The 20,649-nt window shown below is 45.1% G+C and carries 16 protein-coding genes and 3 tRNA genes; 9 read left to right on the top strand and 10 right to left on the bottom strand.

Translation table 11 applies throughout. The features are described 5' to 3' along the window. Positions 1-6 precede the first annotated feature (6 nt). Positions 7-768, top strand: coding sequence for a copper homeostasis protein CutC (locus tag FEF09_RS05365; protein WP_146304160.1), 762 nt, complete (start codon positions 7-9; stop codon positions 766-768). A 90-nt stretch (positions 769-858) separates the two neighbouring features. Here the strand turns inward: FEF09_RS05365 and FEF09_RS05360 are convergent, their stop codons facing one another. The 5 genes from FEF09_RS05360 to FEF09_RS05340 form a co-directional block, all read right to left on the bottom strand. Then, on the bottom strand, positions 859-2,325 hold the full coding sequence (locus tag FEF09_RS05360; RefSeq protein ID WP_146304159.1) for a RagB/SusD family nutrient uptake outer membrane protein: 1,467 nt from the start codon (positions 2,323-2,325) through the stop codon (positions 859-861). 14 nt (positions 2,326-2,339) lie between these two features. Further along, positions 2,340-5,753, bottom strand: a complete 3,414-nt coding sequence (locus FEF09_RS05355; RefSeq protein WP_261387344.1) for a TonB-dependent receptor — start codon at positions 5,751-5,753, stop codon at positions 2,340-2,342. 249 nt (positions 5,754-6,002) lie between these two features. Further along, entirely contained in the window at positions 6,003-7,100 is a 1,098-nt protein-coding gene (locus tag FEF09_RS05350; RefSeq protein ID WP_146304157.1) for a FecR domain-containing protein, read from the bottom strand. 91 nt (positions 7,101-7,191) lie between these two features. Further along, positions 7,192-7,755 (bottom strand): RNA polymerase sigma-70 factor, encoded by a 564-nt coding sequence (locus FEF09_RS05345; protein WP_261387343.1) that lies wholly within the window; start codon positions 7,753-7,755, stop codon positions 7,192-7,194. 375 nt (positions 7,756-8,130) lie between these two features. Beyond that, on the bottom strand, positions 8,131-8,544 hold the full coding sequence (locus FEF09_RS05340) for a hypothetical protein (RefSeq protein WP_146304156.1): 414 nt from the start codon (positions 8,542-8,544) through the stop codon (positions 8,131-8,133). Between the two features lie 331 nt (positions 8,545-8,875). Between FEF09_RS05340 and nagB the strand changes: the two genes are divergently transcribed. From nagB to FEF09_RS05320, 4 genes are all read left to right on the top strand, one after another. Beyond that, a complete protein-coding gene (gene nagB, locus FEF09_RS05335) occupies positions 8,876-10,801 on the top strand; it encodes a glucosamine-6-phosphate deaminase (protein ID WP_012794137.1) in 1,926 nt (641 codons plus the stop codon). Positions 10,802-10,888: 87 nt separating this feature from the next. Further along, positions 10,889-11,323, top strand: a complete 435-nt coding sequence (locus tag FEF09_RS05330; protein ID WP_146304155.1) for an HD domain-containing protein — start codon at positions 10,889-10,891, stop codon at positions 11,321-11,323. Positions 11,324-11,448: 125 nt separating this feature from the next. After that, positions 11,449-12,339, top strand: coding sequence for a class I SAM-dependent methyltransferase (locus FEF09_RS05325; protein ID WP_146304154.1), 891 nt, complete (start codon positions 11,449-11,451; stop codon positions 12,337-12,339). Positions 12,340-12,634: 295 nt separating this feature from the next. Next, positions 12,635-13,594, top strand: a complete 960-nt coding sequence (locus FEF09_RS05320) for a YpdA family putative bacillithiol disulfide reductase (protein WP_146304153.1) — start codon at positions 12,635-12,637, stop codon at positions 13,592-13,594. A gap of 72 nt (positions 13,595-13,666) precedes the next feature. Here the strand turns inward: FEF09_RS05320 and murB are convergent, their stop codons facing one another. From murB to FEF09_RS05300, 5 genes are all read right to left on the bottom strand, one after another. Further along, entirely contained in the window at positions 13,667-14,428 is a 762-nt protein-coding gene (gene murB / locus FEF09_RS05315; protein WP_261387342.1) for a UDP-N-acetylmuramate dehydrogenase, read from the bottom strand. Continuing rightward, positions 14,409-14,681 carry a hypothetical protein gene (locus FEF09_RS32715; RefSeq protein WP_261387341.1) on the bottom strand — a complete coding sequence of 91 codons (273 nt, stop codon included), beginning with the start codon at positions 14,679-14,681 and terminating at the stop codon, positions 14,409-14,411. The genes murB and FEF09_RS32715 overlap by 20 nt, the downstream gene beginning before the upstream one ends. A gap of 70 nt (positions 14,682-14,751) precedes the next feature. Continuing rightward, positions 14,752-17,199: a primosomal protein N' gene (priA, locus tag FEF09_RS05310; RefSeq protein ID WP_146304152.1), complete on the bottom strand. Its 2,448-nt coding sequence runs from the start codon at positions 17,197-17,199 to the stop codon at positions 14,752-14,754. 8 nt (positions 17,200-17,207) lie between these two features. Beyond that, entirely contained in the window at positions 17,208-17,912 is a 705-nt protein-coding gene (locus tag FEF09_RS05305) for a lysophospholipid acyltransferase family protein (RefSeq protein ID WP_261387340.1), read from the bottom strand. A gap of 101 nt (positions 17,913-18,013) precedes the next feature. Continuing rightward, positions 18,014-18,469, bottom strand: a complete 456-nt coding sequence (locus tag FEF09_RS05300; protein WP_186774200.1) for a DUF4258 domain-containing protein — start codon at positions 18,467-18,469, stop codon at positions 18,014-18,016. Positions 18,470-18,579: 110 nt separating this feature from the next. On the opposite strand from FEF09_RS05300, the gene mtaB reads away from it, so the two are divergent. The 4 genes from mtaB to FEF09_RS05280 all read left to right on the top strand — a co-directional run bounded on the left by mtaB (position 18,580) and on the right by FEF09_RS05280 (position 20,435). Further along, positions 18,580-19,857: a tRNA (N(6)-L-threonylcarbamoyladenosine(37)-C(2))-methylthiotransferase MtaB gene (gene mtaB / locus FEF09_RS05295; RefSeq protein ID WP_146304149.1), complete on the top strand. Its 1,278-nt coding sequence runs from the start codon at positions 18,580-18,582 to the stop codon at positions 19,855-19,857. Positions 19,858-20,083: 226 nt separating this feature from the next. Next, a tRNA-Val gene (locus FEF09_RS05290) sits at positions 20,084-20,158 on the top strand. A 30-nt stretch (positions 20,159-20,188) separates the two neighbouring features. Next, a tRNA-Val gene (locus FEF09_RS05285) sits at positions 20,189-20,263 on the top strand. Between the two features lie 97 nt (positions 20,264-20,360). Further along, positions 20,361-20,435 (top strand) — tRNA-Val (locus FEF09_RS05280). Positions 20,436-20,649: the final 214 nt, after the last annotated feature.

Below are 20,649 nucleotides of genomic sequence, written 5' to 3'. Positions count from 1 at the left end.
ATAAGCATGGAGAAAAAGATCACGCTTGAGATCTGCGCCGGTTCGGTGGCTTCCTGCATCGCTGCAGAAGAAGGTGGCGCACACCGTATTGAGCTATGCGACAATCTGCTGGAAGGTGGTACCACCCCCAGCTATGCAACTATCGCCCTGGCGCGTGAAAAAGTAAAAATAGATATCTACCCGATCATCCGTCCACGTGGCGGCGACTTCCTGTACGATGAGCTGGAATTCACCCTGATGCAGAAAGACATTAAACTCTGCAAATCCCTTGGGTGTAATGGTGTGGTGATCGGTTTGCTGACTGCTGATGGTAAAGTGGATAAAGTACGTACCAAAGCCCTCGTCGATCTGGCATGGCCGATGGGTGTCACCTTCCACCGAGCCTTTGATATGACAGAAGACCCGATGCAGGCACTGGAAGATATCATCGAAACAGGTTGTGAACGTATCCTGACCTCCGGTCAGAGAAATACGGCGGTAGAAGGCATCCCTTTACTGAAAACGCTTGTGGAAAAGTCAGCCGGACGTATCGCCATCCTCGTAGGCTCCGGTGTACGTGCGCATAACATCGCCGAACTGGTAAAAGAAACAGGCGCAGCAGAATACCATACAACTGCCAAAGCATATGAAGAAAGCGGTATGGTGTACCGCAATCCGAATGTGAGCATGGGCGGCATTCCCGGTGTACCTGAATACGGCATTTCCAAAACACAGGTAAGTGAAGTGAAAAAGATCCTGACACTGGCTACTGAAGCCGCAGGTAACTAAACATTACACACCTGTTATAAAAGCAAAAAGGGGCGTCTGCTAAACAGCGGACGCCCTTTTTCGTATCGGTTTAGATTTGCTGTTAAGCTATTACAGATCGTTCTGAATGATATTACCATTCGCATTGATCTCATCCTGCGGGAACAGGAATTCCCAACGGATATCGCCTGCAGCTACCTGCATCAGACCATTCGTCAAAGTAGTCGTATGATTGCTGCCGGTTCTGTCAAGCGCCTGATTCATACGTTTCAGGTCATAAAAACGGAAGCCTTCACCCCACAGTTCAATACGACGGTGCCTCAGGATCTCCTGCAACAGTGCATCGCCTGTATTGGTGCTTTTTGTATAGTTCGGATCACGGCTCACCACCAATGTGTACAATGCATCTGCAGCACCTTCATTGTCATTCAGACGTGCCTTTGCTTCTGCCTCTATCAGGTACATCTCAGCCGCACGCATTAACGGTACGTCACCAATGCTGCTGCTGGTTGCAGTCAGGAACTTCTTATTAATGTAAGCCGGGCTGATACCGCCTGATGGAACCGGTACATTCTTACCATCCGGGCTGAATACCAGTCTGCGTACATCTGTAGCAGACATTGTTTCATACAGCGTGCTATTGATCGCTTTAGGATTTGTTCTGATAGCGCTCGAGTTGAAGTTTGCTGATATAAACGCAAAGAAGGAATAGAAATAAGTAGTCTGCTCAGAGATCTGATGGCTACCCCATATCCACTCTACGTTGTTATAATCATTGAAACCTTTCACATAATCTACATTGCTCATCAGCGCGACACCTGCTCTCGCTTCAGCTGCAAACTGAGCTGCGGCAGCCCAATTCTGCTGCGTCAATGCAATACGCGCTTTGATACCTTTTGCAACCGCCAGACTGATATGTGATCTGTTATCGCCATTATAGCCCACCAGCGCTGTTAAAGCTTCATCAATATCTTTGTTGATCTGGGTGTATACCTCTGCAACGGTAGATCTTGGCAGTGGTGTAACTGTGTTGTTCAGTACCAGTGGTACGCCCAACTGACTGTTATTACCATTTGCATCATATCGCTTGCCATACATCTGTACAAGATTCCAGTAAGACCATGCACGGTAAGCTAACGCCTGCCCCTTGATAATACTTTTCTCAGCCGGATCTGCATTAACTGCATCGATATTGTCGATGATCATGTTTGCATTCGCAATGATCTTGTAGTAGAAATAATACGTGTATTTGAGGAACGCCGCTGAAGTAGTACGATGCGTCACCCACTGATACTGTGAGTTGAACCATCCGTTACCAGCTGCAGTCATTACCACGTCATCACCCAGCATATCATTGTTGAGCATGATACTACCCTGACCACCCTGGTCCTGGCTATCATACTGGATATAGAGAGAACGGTGAATACCATTGATAGCAGACCATGCACCGGCAATATTACTGAATACAGCGGCGGAAGGATAAGCATCTGTAGGATTTGTATCGAGATAATCTTTGCTGCAGGAACTGAAAATTAATACCGGTACAGCTATGAGTATATATAATAATTTCTTAGTCATCTTTCTTTCTGTTTTTAGAGTCCAACATTAATACCTACTGTTACCACGCGGGCAGGAGAATACACGTTAGAAGTAACGCCGGTGAATGCCTGTGTTACGTTCATACCTTTACGCGCCGTTTTCAGATACAGGTTCTCGCCACTTGCAAAGATGTTTGCACCACTGATATGCATGGCTGATGTCCATGCTTTAGGCAGTGTGTAACCAAGACTTACTCTTCTCAGATTCACATAAGAAGCACTTGTTAACCAACGGTCAGATGTACCGGCGTTAATATTGGTCACGTTGTTGAACTGCAGCTTTGGTACATCAGTAACATCACCTGCTTTCTGCCAGCGTTTCAGTGCGTCCACATGCAGCGCTGATCCGTAAGTACCTCCGTGCATCAGGCCCATATAGGTCTGATCGTATACTTTACCACCGATCTGATAGCTCACGACGAAAGACAATTCGAAGTTTTTATAATTGAAAGTATTGGTGATACCACCATATACATCAGGAATAGCAGAACCTGCATAATGATAACGTGCATTGCTAACCAATATAGTAGCAGTATCGCCGTTTTTAGTGACGCGGGTATTTCTGTTGTTAGGATTGATAGTGGTGTTCTGTGCCCTGTACAGTGGTGCACCATCTTCCGGATCTACACCCAGATATTCTCTCAGCCAAAAATCATACTGGGATTGTCCTACCATGAGTTTTTTAGTGCCGGACACAATCTCCTTCTGAGGCTGTTCAACAATCTGGTTTTTATAAGTTGTTGCATTCAGGTTGATGTTCCATTTGAAGTCTTTATTGCGTACAACATCAACACCTACCTGCAATTCGAAACCTTTGTTCCACATCGTACCGATGTTTTTACTTTCGTATTTCAGACCGCTGGAAACGGGTACTGGTACGCGGAACAACAGGTTATCTGATTCACGGTGGAAGTATTCGATGCTACCGGAAACCCTTTCTTTCAGGAAGGAGAAGTCTATACCTACATCAAAAGTTTTGTTCTGTTCCCAACGCAGATTGCTGGCGATAGAACGCTGCAAAACGCCCGGCTCACTTGCATTCGCATAAGGATCATATAAAGCCTGCCATGCATAGTAAATAGCATTGGAATTTTCATCCAGTAATGCATCGTTACCAACCACACCGTAGGAAGCACGTGCCTTTAACAGATCGATCCAGCTGATGTCTTTCATGAAGTTTTCATTGCTCAATGCCCATGCAGCACCTACAGAGTAGAAACTACCCCAACGCAATGACTGGGAAAAACGGCTGGTACCATCACGACGATAAGAAGCAGAAGCAAAATATTTCTCATCGTAGTTATAAGTTGCACGGGTGAAGTAACCCTCAGTGCGATATTTATCAGTACGTGAACTCAGCGAGTTAGTAGTAGTGAAGTTGTCCAGTTCTGTAGAAGCACCGTCAACAATCACTGTCTGTCTTGCACCATAGAGGTAGTTGTAGGTACGGTCAAAATTCTCGTGACCTAACAGTACGTCTATATTATGTTTACCAAAAGAACGGTTATAGTCGAGCAACTGGTTAAAAGTAAAACCGGTTGTCATACGACTGGTACGGCTTGCACGTCCTGCCGGAGCACCATCACCTACAGTAGTATTGTCGAAAGTACCTACCAGATCATTGGTTACATCGACACCGATGTTGGTAGTGAATTTGAAATCACGAAGGAATTTCACTTCACCGAATGTTCTTGCAGACAGCGCATTACGTTTGAAGCTGTTGTCATTCAATTCAGTTTCCTGAATGATGTGACGACCTGCATTCGCACCCGCTGGTCTTGCTACCTGACCACCCAGAGAACCATCTCCCAGATCATAGATAGTATTACCGTTTCTGTCCAGTACCAGTGCACCTGTTGTTGCGTCATGCGCATGGATTGGATAGATCGGCCCCATATTTCTGGTAAAGTTGAATGGGTTGATATAGGAAGAGCTGTTATCAATGGTATTTGCCTGATTTGACTTAGTAAATGTACCATTCACATTCAGACCGGTTTTAAACCAGCTTGTGGGATTCGCATTCACATTGATACGACCATTGATTCTTTCGAAGTCTGATTTCATTACAAAACCTTTCTCTTTCAGATAACCGAGGGAGATAAAGTAGTCGTTTTTATCAGAACCACCGTTGAAACTAACACCATAGTCACCACGGCTGCCATCGCGCAGAATAGCTTTTGTCCAATCCAGATCTTCTGCATACAGCAGTTTTGCATCCGGATTCAATGTACCATCTGTACGTACGATATCATTATTTGCAACGTTGAAAGGATTGTATCCCAGACGCGCTTTTATATTGGTGGTAGCGCCCTGATTAGCCTGTTCCAGCGTAGTATTGCCGGTGAACAGGGTATTTCTGTAAGATTCCCACATCAGCGGATAGTACTGGAATGCATCTACACGATCGTATTCAGGAATCGCGCGTGAAGTCACCCCCTGCATTGCTCTTACCTGTACATGGTTGCTACCACGTTTACCTTTTTTGGTCGTGATCATCACTACACCATTTGCGGCACGTGCACCGTATAAAGCAGAAGCGGAAGCATCTTTCAATACGGACATACTTTCGATATCATCAGTGCTCAGGGAAGAGATATTACCTTCAAAAGGCACACCATCTACTACATACAACGGATCGCTGGAAGCGTTGATAGAACCTACACCGCGGATACGGATACTGGGGCCTGCACCTGGCTGACCACTACCGGAGTTCACCTGAATACCGGGAGCTGCACCTTCCAGTGCGTTAAATACGTTAGAAATAGGGCGTGTCTGCAGTGCTTTGGAATCAATCTGTGTAAGAGAACCGGTAAATGTTTTACGGTTAGCAGTACCATAAGCGATCACCACTACTTCATTCAGACCTTTCGTATCTATCTGCATAGTCACGTTCAGTGAAGCACGACCATTCACAGCCACTTCCTGATCGATATGACCAATATAGCTGAATACTAATACCGCGGTAGAAGGCGCTTCAATCGTGTACTCGCCTTTCATATCGGTAACAGTACCCTTGTTGCCTTTGGCGATCCTTACACTTACACCTACAAGGGGAGTACCTGCGGGATCAGTCACACGACCTCTTACATTGATGTCAGCAATCACTTCACTTTTAGGAGCGATGCCTACCAGTTTGTCAGACATTACACGAAAGGTAAGACCGGTGCTGTTCAGCGCCGCGGCCAGTACCTGTTCCACAGTCTTATCTGTTACACTTACCGTCACCTTTGTATCAGCAGCGATCATATCATTGCTGTACACAAAGCGGTAATCGCTTTGCTTCTCAATGATTTTAAGCAATTTAGCCAGCTTTACATCTTCCAGATTGAGCGTAAACTTATTCTGTGAGAAAACACTGGCAGACACCTGCATGCAGGTTACGAGCGTCAGCAAAAAGGCCAGTTTCATCAATAGAATTGCTTTTAGAAAAGATTTTGGTTTAGGTAAAAGAAGCAGATTAAGTCTGGTTTTTTCCATACTTTTAGATTGTTTAAGGTCAATAAAATGCATGGACAGGCTTCATCGCCAAATGAAACTTCCTGTCATGCGCTGATCTTGGTTGAGAGGGGAATGTTGCCGCATCTCCCCTTTCTTTTTTTGTTCAATAGTTACTAGTCAATAAGTTCAATAGTTGTGCTACATAAGTAAAAGGCGTGTTTATCGTTTTATTATAATCTTCTTTTTATCAATACTGTAGTGAAACGGAGATGTAAATCGTAGCGCTTCTAAAGTCTGCTCTACTGTTTCGTTAATAAAAGTTCCGGTAAAGCGGCTCTCTGCTAACTGCTTTTCTTCAAAAATGATCTGCACATCATACCATCTTTCCATTTTGAGGGCAATGTCTTCGAAACGTTCATTGTTAAACACAAGGCAGTTTTCTTTCCATGCTGTTTCTGCAACCAGACTGTCCGTAGGATTGACGGTTACTTCTTCCAGCCGGTAAGGATCTTTATCATGCAGGTCCTGTATACGGACTGCCGGCATTGTTTGCTGTTTTACTTCGTTCAGCAGTACGATTTTCTGATTTGGCGAAAGAATGACCTTTTTAGGAATATCCCCTTTAATAGTTACTTCGACTTTCCCCTGTATTAGTGAGGTTTCTACTGTTTTATCCTCTTCATAAGCTCTTACATTAAATGTGGTACCGAGTACCGTAATATCCATCTTTTTTGTGTGGATGATGAAGGGCCTTTGTTCATCTTTTTTTACATCGAAAAAGGCTTCTCCTTCCAGTATGACCTGTCTGCTATCGTCCTGACCATAATCATAGGTCAGCTTACTGCTCACATTGAGATAGACAGTGGATCCGTCAGGTAATGTCACAGTAGAACGTGATCCATGCCTTGTCGTGATCTCGCTGACCAGCTCTTTATTATCATGTTGTTTACGTTCACGCAGGCTCCATAATCCGCCAATAACAGTAACCAATGAAGCGGCGGCTGCAAGCATACGCCATCTGTTAGTGCGCAGCCAGGATTGCTTCCCTGCTGCTTCCTTCAGTATGCTCTTTGGCGCTGCTGCCACCGGAAAATCAGCAGGAAACAGCTCCTGCATACGCTGCATATGTTTTTCCAGCGCAGCTTCGGTATCTTCAGTGCCGTCAGGTGTACGCAGTTCCAGTTCTTTCATCAGAGATGCCTGATAACTCAGTTGTGCATCATCTTTCAGCAATTGCTCCAGTTCCCGCAGTTCATCTAATGTAGCCTCACCCGATATTTTTCTTCCCAGCAATATCCAGGTTCTGTCTTGACTCATAAACGTTTTTATGGGCTTTACATCTAATAAGACAGTATTTTTTTGAGAATCTACTAAGCGTTTTGAAAAAAAATTTAACGAAAACTAAATATTAGCGTTTAGGTAAATATAAACGGAGGGATTCACTGATCTTTTTGCAGGCAATTGCCATCTGTACATCAATGGTATTCACAGAGATCTCCAGAATACTGGCTACTTCTTTGTACTTCAGACCGTCTTCGCGGATCAGTTTATAGATCATCTTACAGCGCGGTGGCAGGTTATTCACCGCATCGGCCATTTTCCGGGCCATTTCGCCTGAGATCATCAGTTGTTCAGGGGTATTATCAGCAACTGTCAGGTCAACAGACAGTTCATCAATACTAAAATGTTGTAATTGTTGCTGATTCAGATAATTGAGTGCAGTATTACGCGTTGCCACATACAGATATACCTTCAGATTGCTGACCTGTAAAAGGCGCTCCCTGTTCTTCCAGATGTTCATAAATACATCCGAAGCAATCTCCTCCGCCTGTTCATTTGAGCGCACGATAGAAGCAGCAAACTGGCATAAAGGCTTATAAAACTGCCTGAACAATTGCCTGTAAGCTTGCTCATCTCCGGTGGCTATTCTTCCGGCGAGTATTTGTATGGTGGCATGGTCAGATGTCTGCACTACTTTGGTTGATGTTTTTTTCTCTGCACGTTAAAAGTAGTCGAAAACACTTCAAAATCACAACAGTGATTCAAAGGTCTGAAACACATAGTTTTTATTACGATAAGTTCTCACCTGTTCCGGTAAATCATTGTCCCGCTGTTGGTGGCAGTGTAAAAGTGGTGTCCCGGTCCTTAAATGTATATCTGTAATGGCGATATATGACAACCAAAATATTGAATATTCTACTTATAAAAAAATCCGAAACATTAAAGTTTACAACATTATTAGCCTTAAAACTTATAACTCCCCTTTTTGTGTTAAAATAAAAGTGCCTGATACGATATCCGGAATATCAGTATCAGGCACTGCCGATAAAATGAATATAAACAGTTGTTATTCAGATTTCGCCACCCAGAGTGACCAGTCTTTATCGAATTTGTACCAATGGCCTTTAGGTCCTTCCCATTTCCACTCAGGTACTTCTCCCCAGTTAGCGCCTTTATCTGCACTCCACCACAATTTACCATCACCAATTTTTAACCATTTACCGTCTTTATCAGCCCACATACCATCTTCCACAGCGGCCCATTTTTTACCATTGGTGCTCCACCACAGTTTAGCGTCTTTATCTAACTTATACCAGTAAGTTTTCTTGTCTTTCAGGCCTTCCCATACCCCTTCTTTCGATTTCATCCATTCTTCTGCAACATATTTGTGTATAAATGGAGAAGGTTTTCCTGTATCGGCTTTCAGATATGTAACAGATAAGAAGCAGATGCAGGTCATTAATAACAATGACTTTTTCATAAACATGACTTTTGAAGATAAATGCCGGTACGTGACAAGAAGGGCTTTTTGTAGCGCTTCCGGCAGGATTGTTTGAGGTTTTCTGCGGTCATGCCCTATGTGGCCGCGTTTTTCACTGCTCGCAGGTTAGATGATCATCTGCAATAATTAACGTCATATCAGGACTGATGGTTTTCTCACAATTATGAATATTATGTTAAGGGTACTCTGTACATTTATCGAATTTTCATGTTTCCTGCTTAAACAAACCCATAATCTTCTATGTGAATAGAGAGATTTTTTTTAATTTTCCGTCTCGTTTTTAAACCGCATCTAATCCAAAACATTAATCATGACGCTTAATCATCAGGAAATTGAACTGATCGACAGTTTCGAACAAATAGCCGTGGATATATATCCTACCGCTAAGGACGGTTCCAGAGCAGTTGCGCAGGAAATAGCAGCACTGATTAAGGAAAGGCAGGCCGCCAACAAACAGGTTGTGTTGGGTCTCGCTACAGGTTCAACCCCGAAATATCTTTATGCAGAACTGGTAAGGTTGCACAAGGAAGAAGGACTGAGCTTCAAAAACGTGTTGACTTTCAACCTGGACGAGTACTATCCGATCGAACCAGATGCACTTCAGAGCTATAACAGGTTCATGAAGGAGCAGCTGTTCAACCACATTGACATTCCTGCAGGAAACTACTTCGTTCCGGATGGTACATTGCCAAAGGAAAAAGTAAAGGAATACACAGCTGAATACGAGCGCCGTATTGAAGCTGCAGGTGGTATTGATCTGCAGATCCTGGGTATCGGAACAAATGGCCATATCGGATTCAACGAACCTGGTTCAACCCTGACTTCCCACACCCGTCTTGTTACACTGGATCATAACACGAGACAAGCGAACGCTTTCGAGTTTTCCAATATCAGCCAGGTACCTCGTCTGGCTATCACCATGGGTCTGAGCACCATCTTCAAAGCTAAACGTATCGTCCTGCTGGCATGGGGTACCCACAAAGCAAAGATCGTACGCAGATCTGTTGAAGGTCACAGCTCTGATCAGGTGCCTGCATCTTTACTGCAACAACACCCTGACTGTAAATTCGTGATCGACGAACAGGCTGCTGAAGAGCTGACCCGTTACAAAGAGCCATGGCTGACAGGTGACTGCGAATGGACGCCTAAACTGCGTCGTAAAGCGGTAACCAACCTCGCCCTGAAGCTGAATAAGCCGATCCTGATGCTGACAGACAGAGACTATAACGAAAATGGTCTGAATGACCTGATCGTACAATATGGTTCTGCTTATGAACTGAACATCGAAGAGTTCAACGGTATCCGCGATACCATCACCGGATGGCCAGGTGGTAAACCGGGTACACAGCTGCCAAGCCACCCTGAACGTTCACAGCCTGAGAAAAAACGCGTACTCCTCTTCTCTCCACACCCGGATGATGATATCATCTCCATGGGCGGTACCTTCATCCGCTTACACGAGCAGGGACATGATGTACACGTTGCTTACCAGACTTCCGGTAACATCGCGGTGACTGACGAATTCTTACTGCGTTACATCGACTTCGCAGTAGGTTTCGAAGGTATGTTCGATATCGACCGTAGCAAAAGCTCCCAGATACTGGAAGATGCAAAAGCATTCCTCCGTGTGAAGAAGCCAAGCCAGAAAGATACGCCTGAGAACCGCGCTATCAAAGGTCTGATCCGTCGTGGTGAAGCAAAAGCTACCTGCCGTTATGTAGGTATTCCTGAAAGCAATATCCACTACCAGAACCTGCCTTTCTATGAAACAGGTACTATCGAGAAAAAACCAATGGGTGAAGAAGATATCCAGATGACAGTTGATCTGATCCGTGAAGTAAAACCTCACCAGATCTACTGCGCAGGTGACCTCGCTGACCCACATGGTACACACAAAGTATGTCTGGAAATCATCTTCGCGGCACTCGACAGACTGAAGCATGAAGATTTCATGAAAGACTGCTGGGTATGGATGTATAAAGGTGCATGGCAGGAATGGAACATCCATGAAATCGAAATGGCTGTACCAATGAGTCCTGATCAGGTATTACAAAAACGTCTCGGTATCTTCATCCACCAGAGCCAGAAAGATGTCGTTCCTTTCCAGGGTAGCGATCTCCGTGAGTTCTGGGAAAGAGCGGAAGACCGTAACGCTAATACCGCTAACCTGTACGACCAGTTAGGTTTACAGAAATATGCTGCCATGGAGGCATTCGCAAGATATCACTTCATGTAAGCTGCCGGCTTTAAATAACATTTGCCCCCGTTCTTCACTTATAAGAACGGGGGCTTTTTATTGCATACTTTTTGCTAGTTTTAGCATATGACACTTGCTACAGCCATAGCCATTGCTACCGAAGCCCATGCCGGCCAGTCCGACAAATACGGCGCCCCCTACATTGCACACGTCATGCGTGTAATGCAACTCGGCAAAACAGATGATGAAAGAATCGTCGGTGTACTGCACGACGTAGTAGAAGACACCTCCTGGACCTTTGAGCAACTCATTGAAAAAGGCCTCGCCCCTCATCTCGTAGAGGCATTACGGTGTGTAACCAAACTCTCCGATGATGAAGATTACGATCACTTCATCAACCGTATTATCCCCAATCGCCTCGCCTGTCTGGTAAAGCTGAATGACCTTACTGATAACATGGACGTCAGAAGAGTACCCGAACTAACGGAAAAAGATGTACCACGCTTTAATAAATACCTCAGAGCCTATAATAAAATTGCGGCAGTCATTTCCCGTAATTAAATATTTGCTACATTTATGAAATCTAAAATTTCAACCAATATCTGTCACGCTGGTAATGTAATGTTGTTGCTAAACCTGCTAAGTTTGTAATCTGCCACTCTTCAATTTATAAAACAATATCCGTTATGAGTCTGGTTCCTGCCAGCAAAGCTGCCACCTACTTAGCCTTATTACGCGCCATTGAAACAAACCGCCCTGCCAGTAAACGTCTGTTTGACGATCCTTATGCGAGGTTGTTTCTGCCTGCTTCTTTCAGACTGGTAGAAATACTGTCCCGTATCCCACTCCTCAATGACTTTATCTCATGGTTCATTGACAGGAACTGGACCGGCGCACTTACCTGCTGTTCTGCCCGTACAAGACTCGTTGACGTCATGGCCGTCAATACTATTCAGGATGAAGGCATCAATCAGGTTATTGTTTTTGGCGCCGGATATGACTGCCGCTCCCTCCGCCTGCGGATGAAGAAAAGGGTGCAGTTCGTTGAAATAGACCATCCCGGTTTACAGACACAGAAACGGGATATCCTTTTCAATACAAAAGCAGGCAAAGAAGCTACCGTCAACTACATCCCCGCTGATCTGAATACACAGGACCTCGATCAGGTCATCCCACAACTTTTCCAGAAAGGACATTATAAAACCATGTTCATCTGGGAAGGTGTTACCAATAGCCTCACCGCTCCTGTCGCACCCAAAGTGTTCGAGTTCTTCAAACGCTTCCGGCCCGGTACCATCATCATTTTCACCTATGTTGACAAGGAAATGCTGGAACATCCGGAGAAATTTACCGGGGCTGCCAGCGTGACCAGACTCCTGCAACGCAATAACGAGTTCTGGAACTTCGGCATCGACCCTGCCAATATCAAGACATTCCTTGCCTCCTATAACATGGAACTGCTGTACAATCTTGATGCATCCAGCTACCGGAAAATGTACTACGGCGATGAGGCGGAAAACATGAAAGGATATGAGTTTTACAGAGTTGCAATGGCCCGCGTAACTGAACATGCCTGATATCTATACCTGACACTTTTCTGACCTGTGTAAATAACTATGTTTCAGACAGAATACCTGACTGGCCACCTGACCTTGCATCTTCAATAGCCTTTGCTTCGAATTACACCCTTATTACACCGGCATTACACCGTCATTCCTTCGCTCATGAACGGACAAATAATGGTCTGATAACGGCCTGATAAGGGTTTAGCGGCAAAAAGAGGTCGGAGGTATAAAGAAATCAGCTGCCTGACAAACCCGTATCTATCCCCGGACTAGTTATTCCGGGCATTCATTCGTAATTTTAACCATTATGCAGATTTATGATATATTAATAGTAGGGGCTGGTCCGATTGGTATCGCTTGCGGACTGGCGGCACAAAAGGCAGGATTGAGTTACGTTATTGCGGAAAAAGGATGTCTGACCAATTCCCTGTATAATTATCCCCTGTACATGACCTTCTTTTCCACCTCGGAAAAACTGGAAATCGGCGGTATTCCCTTCGTATCCATCAGCGCAAAACCTATCAGACCGGAAGCGCTGGAATATTACAGACGTGTCACTATCTCCAATCAGCTGAATGTACGTTTATTTGAGCCTGTGGACGGGATCACACGTGAAGGAGATCTTTATCATATCAACACTGATAAGGCCACCTATGTGGCTAAAAATGTCATTATAGCCACCGGCTTTTATGATATTCCCAATATGTTGCACGTACCGGGTGAACACCTCGCAAAAGTGAATCATTATTACAAAGACCCGCATTTCTATGCTGCCCAGAAAGTAGTGGTCATCGGGGCCAATAATTCCTCCGTGGATGCAGCACTCGAAACATGGCGGAAAGGTGCTGATGTAACAATGGTGATAAGAGAAGACGGCATTGGCAAACGTGTGAAATACTGGGTAAAACCGGATATTGAAAACCGTATTAAAGAAGGTAGTATCAAAGCATATTATCATTCCAATATCAAAGCTATCCGGGAAAATGAAGTGGATATCCAGACGCCGGATGGCCTGATCACAATAGAAAATGATTTCGTGCTGGCGCTGACGGGGTATCAGCCTAACTTTAATTTCCTTGAGAAAACAGGAATCACCTTATCCCGTGATGCAAAGAAACATCCTACCTATAATCCGGATACCATGGAAACAAATCTGCCCGGCGTTTATCTGGCGGGTGTGGTATGCGGTGGTATGGATACGCATGTATGGTTCATCGAAAACTCCAGAGACCACGCAGATAAGATTATCGGACATATAAAAAGGTAAGCTCCCGCAGGCGCTTACCTTATAATTAAGATACAGGAATCAAGCATTGAATGCATCAAAGAAGGAAGGATATCAGATGATATTTACTTCCCTTTCCAGTGCAACACCAAACTTCTCTGCCACGCTGTCCAGTACACGCTGTGACAGCTCATAAATTTCATTGCCGCTGGCATCTCCATAGTTCACCAACACTAATGCCTGACGGGCATGTACACCTGCATCTCCTTCTCTGAAACCCTTCCATCCACATTGCTCTATCAACCATCCTGCTGCGAGTTTAAACTCACCACCCGCTACCGGATAAGCCACCATATTTGGGAATGCCGCTTTTAATGCTTCGTGCTTTTCAGCAGGCACCGTCGGATTTTTAAAGAAGCTGCCCGCATTACCAATCTTCGCAGGATCAGGTAATTTGGAACTGCGGATATTGATGACCGCCTGACTGATAGCCTGTATCGTCAGGTCCTGCACGCCCATATGCTTCAGTTCCTCTTCTATAGCGCCATAGCTGGTATTTAATTTCGGATGTTTAGAAAGGCGAAAGGTCACAGAAAGGATACCAAACTGCCCTTTATACTGACGCTTAAATACGCTTTCTCTATATCCGAAATGACAATCCGCATTGTTGAATTTCACAATGGTATGATCCTGCAGATGATAGGCTTCCAGTTCATGAAAACAGTCTTTTATTTCCACGCCATAGGCACCAATATTCTGCATCGGACTCGCACCTACATTACCCGGGATCAGCGACAGATTTTCCAGTCCTGCGCGGTTGTTTTTAATACAATCCATCACAAAGCCATGCCAGGTCTCACCCGCACCGGCTTTCACATATATAATCGTCGTCTTCTCCTGCTACACTGATACCTTTGATCTCATTTTTCAGGATAATACCGTCAAAGTTCTTTGTGAATAACACATTGCTTCCGCCTCCCAGTATCATATGTTCTAATCCCTGCTGTGGCGGTGTTTTGAGCAATTCTTCCAGCTCGCCGGCATTGGAAAAAGACGCGAAAAAACGTGCCTGGGCAGCAATGCCAAACGTATTATAAGGCCGGAGCAAAACATTTTCGGATATGCGCATATGATCGTTAATTTAGAGTAAGGCTGCCACGCAGCGTCTATCAGGCGACAAATATAGTAAAACGCGTGTCTTACACACAATCCACATCTGGTACGATGTAAACCGAACGGAACTGCTTTTCTGCCAGCAGCCGGATAAAATGTTCCTGCACCATCCGTTTGGTATCGGCGATCACTTTAGAATCGCGGGGCAGTTTGATCAACATTTCCTGCAGATAGTTATTACGTACACGTCCTACCAATGGTACAGCAGGACCTACCAGCCGGGGTCCGATATGCGGTCTTAACCAGTTGCCCAATACCTGTGCAGCCTGTTCAACCGTTTGCTGGTTTTTATGTTTGAGGGTTATTTTCAATAAGCGGGTAAAAGGTGGATAACCGAAGTTTTCTCTTTCCGCAATTTCTGCGGCGTACATCGCTTTATAGTCATGTGTGGTCACATAACTGAGTACCGGGTGACGGGTATTACTGGCCTGAATGATCACTTTACCTTTACCATGTTTTCTCCCTGCACGGCCACTTACCTGTTCCATCAGCTGGAAAGCCCGTTCATTCACGCGGAAATCCGGAAAACTCAACAGGCTGTCTGCACTCAGGATGCCTACCAGATTTACATTGTCAAAGTCCAGCCCTTTCACTACCATCTGCGTTCCTACCAGAATATCAATATCCCGTTGTTCCAGCAGCTGGATCATCTTATTATGGCTGTCTTTGTTACGCACAGCATCCATATCCATACGGGCGATACGTGCTTTAGGGAACAGCTGTTGCAGATCATCTTCGATCTTTTCTGTACCAAAGCTTTTCGGATGAAGCGTCTGACTGCCACAGGCTGCGCAGGTCTGTGGATAAGGATAACGGGTACCGCAATAATGACAATGTAGTTTATCCTGATTCTTATGATAGGTCAGTGATACATCGCAGTTCTTACAGCTGGGGATCCATCCACAGGTATCACACATCAGAAAAGGTGCATAACCGCGTCTGTTCTGAAAGAGGATGACCTGATTGCCCGTTGCTACACTATTGTTAATAGCGGCATTCAATTGTGGTGTGAAGTTCTCCTGCATACTCTTTTCTGCACGTTCCTTCTTCACGTCTACAATAGCGATTTCCGGCATTTCCAGTCCGCCGAAACGCTCAGCCAGTTCCACCAGTCCATATTTCCCCTGTTGGGCATTAAAATACGATTCCAGTGAAGGGGTGGCAGATCCCAGCAGCACCTTTGCACGAAACAGACCGGCATAATAAATAGCCGCATCTCTTGCATGGTAACGGGGAGCGGGATCTTGTTGTTTGTAGGAAGGGTCATGTTCTTCATCCAGAATGATCAGACCCAGATCCTGAAAAGGCAGCAGCAGGCTGGAACGGGCGCCGAGCAGTATTTTCAGGTCACCATTTTTTACCTTATTCCAGATCTCTACCCTTTCATTATTATTAAAGCGGGAGTGATAGATCCCGATCTTATTACCAAAATGTTTTTGCAGGCGACGTACGATCTGTGCTGTCAGGGCAATTTCCGGAAGCAGATAAAGTACTTGTTTGCCATTGGCTACATACTCTTCGATCAGTTTGACATAGAGTTGTGTTTTACCACTGGAAGTTACACCATGCAGTAAGGTGACTGGTCTGGCAGCAAAACTGTCGCGTACCTGTGTCAATGCTTTGTCCTGAGCGGGGCTCAGCTCAAAATCTATCTGAGCTTCTACTTTTCCACCACCGGGCACACGATCTACTACCCGTTTTTCTATCCAGAGTATATTTTTGTCTACCAGTCCTTTGAGCTGGGCGGTACTGGCACCTGATTTCTTCAGCAATTCTGTCTGCAGCACACTACCCTGTGTTTTAATCAGGTGCAGATACGCCAGCAGCAGTTCCATCTGTTTGGGTGCTTTGGCCAGTTCATTGAACAGGGGTGCCAGCAGCTCTTCATCTTCATACTGCGCGTGCAGTTGTACGTAGTTCTCCTTTTTTTCTTTATACACTTCTTTCAGTTCTTCATAAACCAGCAGTACATTCTTTTCTATCAGTTTTTTGATAGTAGAATAGACGTCTGCTTTATCAAGAATGAGCTGCACTTCATCTATACGCAGTTCCTTACGGATGTTGAGGGCTTCTGCGACAAGATATTCATCATCATCGAGGTTGGAGAAGTCGTCGCCATAGGCGTCGTTAAAAAGCAGGAGGGTTTCGCTGGAGAGTTTCAGATGGGCAGGCAGGGCGGCATTGAGTACCTCCCCTTCTGTACACATATAATAAGCGGCGAGCCATTGCCAGAATGACAGCTGTGTAGGATATACGACAGGGTCTTTATCCAGCATGTCCAGCAGGGGTTTAGTCCTGTAGTCAGCCGGCGCCTGTTCATGTATCGCTTTAACGATACCGGCATATTTCTTCTGTTTGCCCAGTTGTACGGCCACACGGCTGCCTACCTTCAACGATTCCTCCATATGCGGAGGTACCGCGTAAGTATAATTTTTTGGCAGGGCCAATGGCAGTATGACGTCAGCAAATTTCATCCGGAGATTTATACAGTAGCCTTCAATTCTTGTTCCATAATATTAAAAACCTGCTGTCTGAGGGCTGGCAGGTCTTCCATTGTCAGTCCGGTGACAGGAACAGGCGGCAGGTATACCACACGGCAGCGGCCGGGGAGCAGATTGAAACCTTTGGCGTGCAGGCGTTTACCATTATCCAGATACAGGACGGGTTGGATAGGCGTCTGTGTTTCAATGGCTATACGGAATGCGCCATTATGAAATGGCTGCAGCAGTGAGTCGGTTTCGTTGGTAGTACCTTCCGGGAATATCAGGATAGAAACACCTTCTTTAATAACGGAGATCATTTCACGTACGCTACGGGCGCGGGCCTTGGCATCGGAGCGGTCTACCATTACAACAGACTGGCGGTAGATATAACCGAAAGCCGGGATACGTTTCATTTCGATTTTGCCCAGCGGACGAAAAGGAAGTCTCATCACCTGCACTGCGAGTGCGGCATCGAGGTAGGAACGGTGATTGACAACATAAATGTATGGTGTCTTATCCTTTTTGTCATGTTTATAGATCCGCTTTACCATGATTCCGACGGCAGGAAACCAGGTATGTGACCAGAAGCGCAGAAAATAGAATATGATATTTCCCCCCTTGATCCTTCCTAGGAACGACGCCAGAAAGATTGGCGGGATAATAAGGAACATGATAACAAGGAACACGATTGCAGCGTATATCATATACACTACATGTAACGGCTTGAGCAATAACTTCATAATAATGCCAGTCTCTGTTTTAGTCTGATGCAAGCCGGAAAATTACAGTATACATATGGAAATACCTAATTACAGCTGCAGGACCAATCCTTATCGAGGTCGATACAGGTAACTACGCTGGTGGTATCTTCGCATGGTGCGAATACTACGCGGAGGTGCTGGCCTTCTTCAGAATAGCCTTCTATTGCATAGGTGGGACATGGTTCGTCCAGGGGATTTGATTTTTCGGTGTTGACACTGCCGGTTTCCAGAATTTCCACTACTTCAGCTTCCGTCACATGGCGGCATTCCATCCGACATCTGGCATGTCGGGTGTATTTGAGTGGTGCGTGACGGTTAAGTCCTGCAGGTGTCTTTTCGGTTGTCTTCTTGTCCCTCTTGTCTGTTGTGGCGATACTTGTGTTATTGTGTGCAGTTACGCGCGGTAGACGCTGCGGCCCTTTCCACCATTGTTGTTGCCAGGCGAGCCATAACAACAGCGTTAATAACAACATAGGTATATACTTACCCTTAGATTTCATGGTCATGCTCTGTTACGAATACATTCAGCATTGCTCGTGCCGGACGGCAATCTAGTACAATTTTAGCAATATAACCAGTATAAAAAAAAGGTGCTACCTTTGCGATCCTTATGACAACAGGTAAAAAAGTAGCATTTCATACCCTCGGCTGTAAGCTGAACTTTTCAGAAACCTCCTCTTTGAGCAGGCTGCTGGAACAGGATGGTTTTGTGAAAACAGATTTTGAAGAGCAGGCGGATGTATATGTGATCAATACCTGCTCTGTTACCGAAAACGCAGATAAGGAGTGCCGTCATCTGGTACGCCGTATCCAGCGGAGAGCGCCGGAGAGCATGATTGTGATCACCGGCTGTTATGCGCAGCTGAAACCTAAAGAAATCGCTGAGATCGAGGGCGTGGACCTCGTATTAGGGGCGGCAGAGAAGTTCAATATCGTGGACCACCTGAAAACCCTGACCAAAGGCGACAGTGCAAAGATCTGCTCCTGCGATATCGAAGACGTCAATACCTTCCATGCTTCGTATTCGGTAAACGACCGTACCCGCACCTTCCTGAAGGTACAGGACGGCTGTGACTATACCTGCTCCTTCTGTACCATCCCGATGGCCAGAGGTAAAAGCCGTAGTGACAGTGTTGCCCGTGTAGTAGAACATGCGCATTCCCTTGCAGTTTCCGGCGTAAAAGAGATCGTACTGACCGGTATCAACCTGGGCGATTTCGGAAAAGGCCTTGAAGGCGGCAAGAAAAGAGAAGAAACTTTCTTTGAACTGATACAGGAACTGGACAAAGTGGAAGGTATCGAGCGTTACCGCATCTCCTCCATTGAGCCTAACCTGCTGAGTAATGAGATCATCGAATTTGTTGCCAACAGCAAACGGTTCATGCCTCATTTTCATATCCCTTTACAGAGTGGTAGTAATGAAGTACTGGGGCTGATGCGCCGTCGTTACCGCCGTGAACTGTATGCAGAAAAGGTAGCCCTGATCAAACAGTTCATGCCACATTGTGCGATTGGCGTAGATGTTATTGTTGGATTCCCGGCTGAATCAGACGCACATTTTCAGGAAACATATGACTTCCTGCACGGACTGGATATATCCTACCTGCACGTATTCACTTATTCAGAAAGAGCGAACACCGCCGCACTTGAAATCACGCCGGTAGTGCCTGTCAACGTGCGCAATGAGCGGAATAAAATGTTGCGTAATCTGAGCCATAAGAAACAACAATACTTCAACGAACAGCACCTTGGCGAAACAAGAAAGGTATTGTTTGAAAAACATGGTAAGGATGGTATGATGGAAGGATATACTGACAACTATATTAAAGTCACGACTCCTTATCGCATCGAATGGACCAATCAGCTGATTGAATGGGAACTGAAGTAGTGCATTTTTAACAGGCGCACACTGATAATGTTCCTGCAATAATAAAAAAGTTCTTAATTTATTATTTCAATAAAATCCTTTTCTGCAAAGGATTTGAGAGCATTTATATTGTATAGCCAATTCATTTTTGGATAATTATTCATTAAAAAAATTTGGCAGAATCAAAATACTTTCTACCTTTGCAATCCCATCAGACAAAAGGACTGGTGGTCACGAAGAAAAAAATGGGAGTTTAGCTCAGCTGGTTCAGAGCATCTGCCTTACAAGCAGAGGGTCGATGGTTCGAATCCGTCAACTCCCACTCAGTTACTTTTAAATTTCTTTTTCTTCAGGGAGTTTAGCTCAGCTGGTTCAGAGCATCTGCCTTACAAGCAGAGGGTCGATGGTTCGAATCCGTCAACTCCCACCCAGAAGCTTCATCAACAGGATGATGCTTTTTTTTTGACAAAAATGTTTTCGCTGTATAGCGGTCCTCTCAGGGAAACCTGATAGGAAAAAGAGAAGGGAGTTTAGCTCAGCTGGTTCAGAGCATCTGCCTTACAAGCAGAGGGTCGATGGTTCGAATCCGTCAACTCCCACATAAAAAGCTTCATCGCAAGATGAGGCTTTTTTTTTGCCCTGCCCTTTTCATTCAGCACGCAGTATTGATCAGCGCTTTCCTGTTAAAGTCCGTATTATTCTCACCAGCCCGACATCATTAAAACAAGCTGCCAGATCAAAGGCGCCATGCCTCTCCGACCACTATCAGCACAAATTGTAACCTTTATCAACAGGTTTAATGATTAATTGTTA

It is taken from the genome of Chitinophaga pinensis (assembly GCF_007896845.1).
Taxonomy (GTDB): Bacteria; Bacteroidota; Bacteroidia; order Chitinophagales; family Chitinophagaceae; genus Chitinophaga; species Chitinophaga pinensis_C.
The sequence above is the reverse complement of the archived record's forward strand: the minus strand, read 5'-3'. Positions and strand labels throughout refer to the sequence as shown.

Excerpts from the sequence above, each read along its gene's own strand:
- nagB (WP_012794137.1), top strand. The coding sequence starts at position 8,876 with ATGACGCTTAATCATCAGGAAATTGAACTGATCGACAGTTTCGAACAA.
- FEF09_RS05320 (WP_146304153.1), top strand. The coding sequence starts at position 12,635 with ATGCAGATTTATGATATATTAATAGTAGGGGCTGGTCCGATTGGTATC.
- FEF09_RS05350 (WP_146304157.1), bottom strand. The coding sequence starts at position 7,100 with ATGAGTCAAGACAGAACCTGGATATTGCTGGGAAGAAAAATATCGGGT.
- mtaB (WP_146304149.1), top strand. The coding sequence starts at position 18,580 with ATGACAACAGGTAAAAAAGTAGCATTTCATACCCTCGGCTGTAAGCTG.
- FEF09_RS05300 (WP_186774200.1), bottom strand. The coding sequence starts at position 18,469 with ATGAAATCTAAGGGTAAGTATATACCTATGTTGTTATTAACGCTGTTG.
- FEF09_RS05355 (WP_261387344.1), bottom strand. The coding sequence starts at position 5,753 with ATGAAACTGGCCTTTTTGCTGACGCTCGTAACCTGCATGCAGGTGTCT.
- FEF09_RS05340 (WP_146304156.1), bottom strand. The coding sequence starts at position 8,544 with ATGAAAAAGTCATTGTTATTAATGACCTGCATCTGCTTCTTATCTGTT.
- FEF09_RS05330 (WP_146304155.1), top strand. The coding sequence starts at position 10,889 with ATGACACTTGCTACAGCCATAGCCATTGCTACCGAAGCCCATGCCGGC.
- priA (WP_146304152.1), bottom strand. The coding sequence starts at position 17,199 with ATGAAATTTGCTGACGTCATACTGCCATTGGCCCTGCCAAAAAATTAT.
- FEF09_RS32715 (WP_261387341.1), bottom strand. The coding sequence starts at position 14,681 with ATGCGCATATCCGAAAATGTTTTGCTCCGGCCTTATAATACGTTTGGC.
- FEF09_RS05365 (WP_146304160.1), top strand. The coding sequence starts at position 7 with ATGGAGAAAAAGATCACGCTTGAGATCTGCGCCGGTTCGGTGGCTTCC.
- FEF09_RS05305 (WP_261387340.1), bottom strand. The coding sequence starts at position 17,912 with ATGATATACGCTGCAATCGTGTTCCTTGTTATCATGTTCCTTATTATC.
- FEF09_RS05325 (WP_146304154.1), top strand. The coding sequence starts at position 11,449 with ATGAGTCTGGTTCCTGCCAGCAAAGCTGCCACCTACTTAGCCTTATTA.
- FEF09_RS05360 (WP_146304159.1), bottom strand. The coding sequence starts at position 2,325 with ATGACTAAGAAATTATTATATATACTCATAGCTGTACCGGTATTAATT.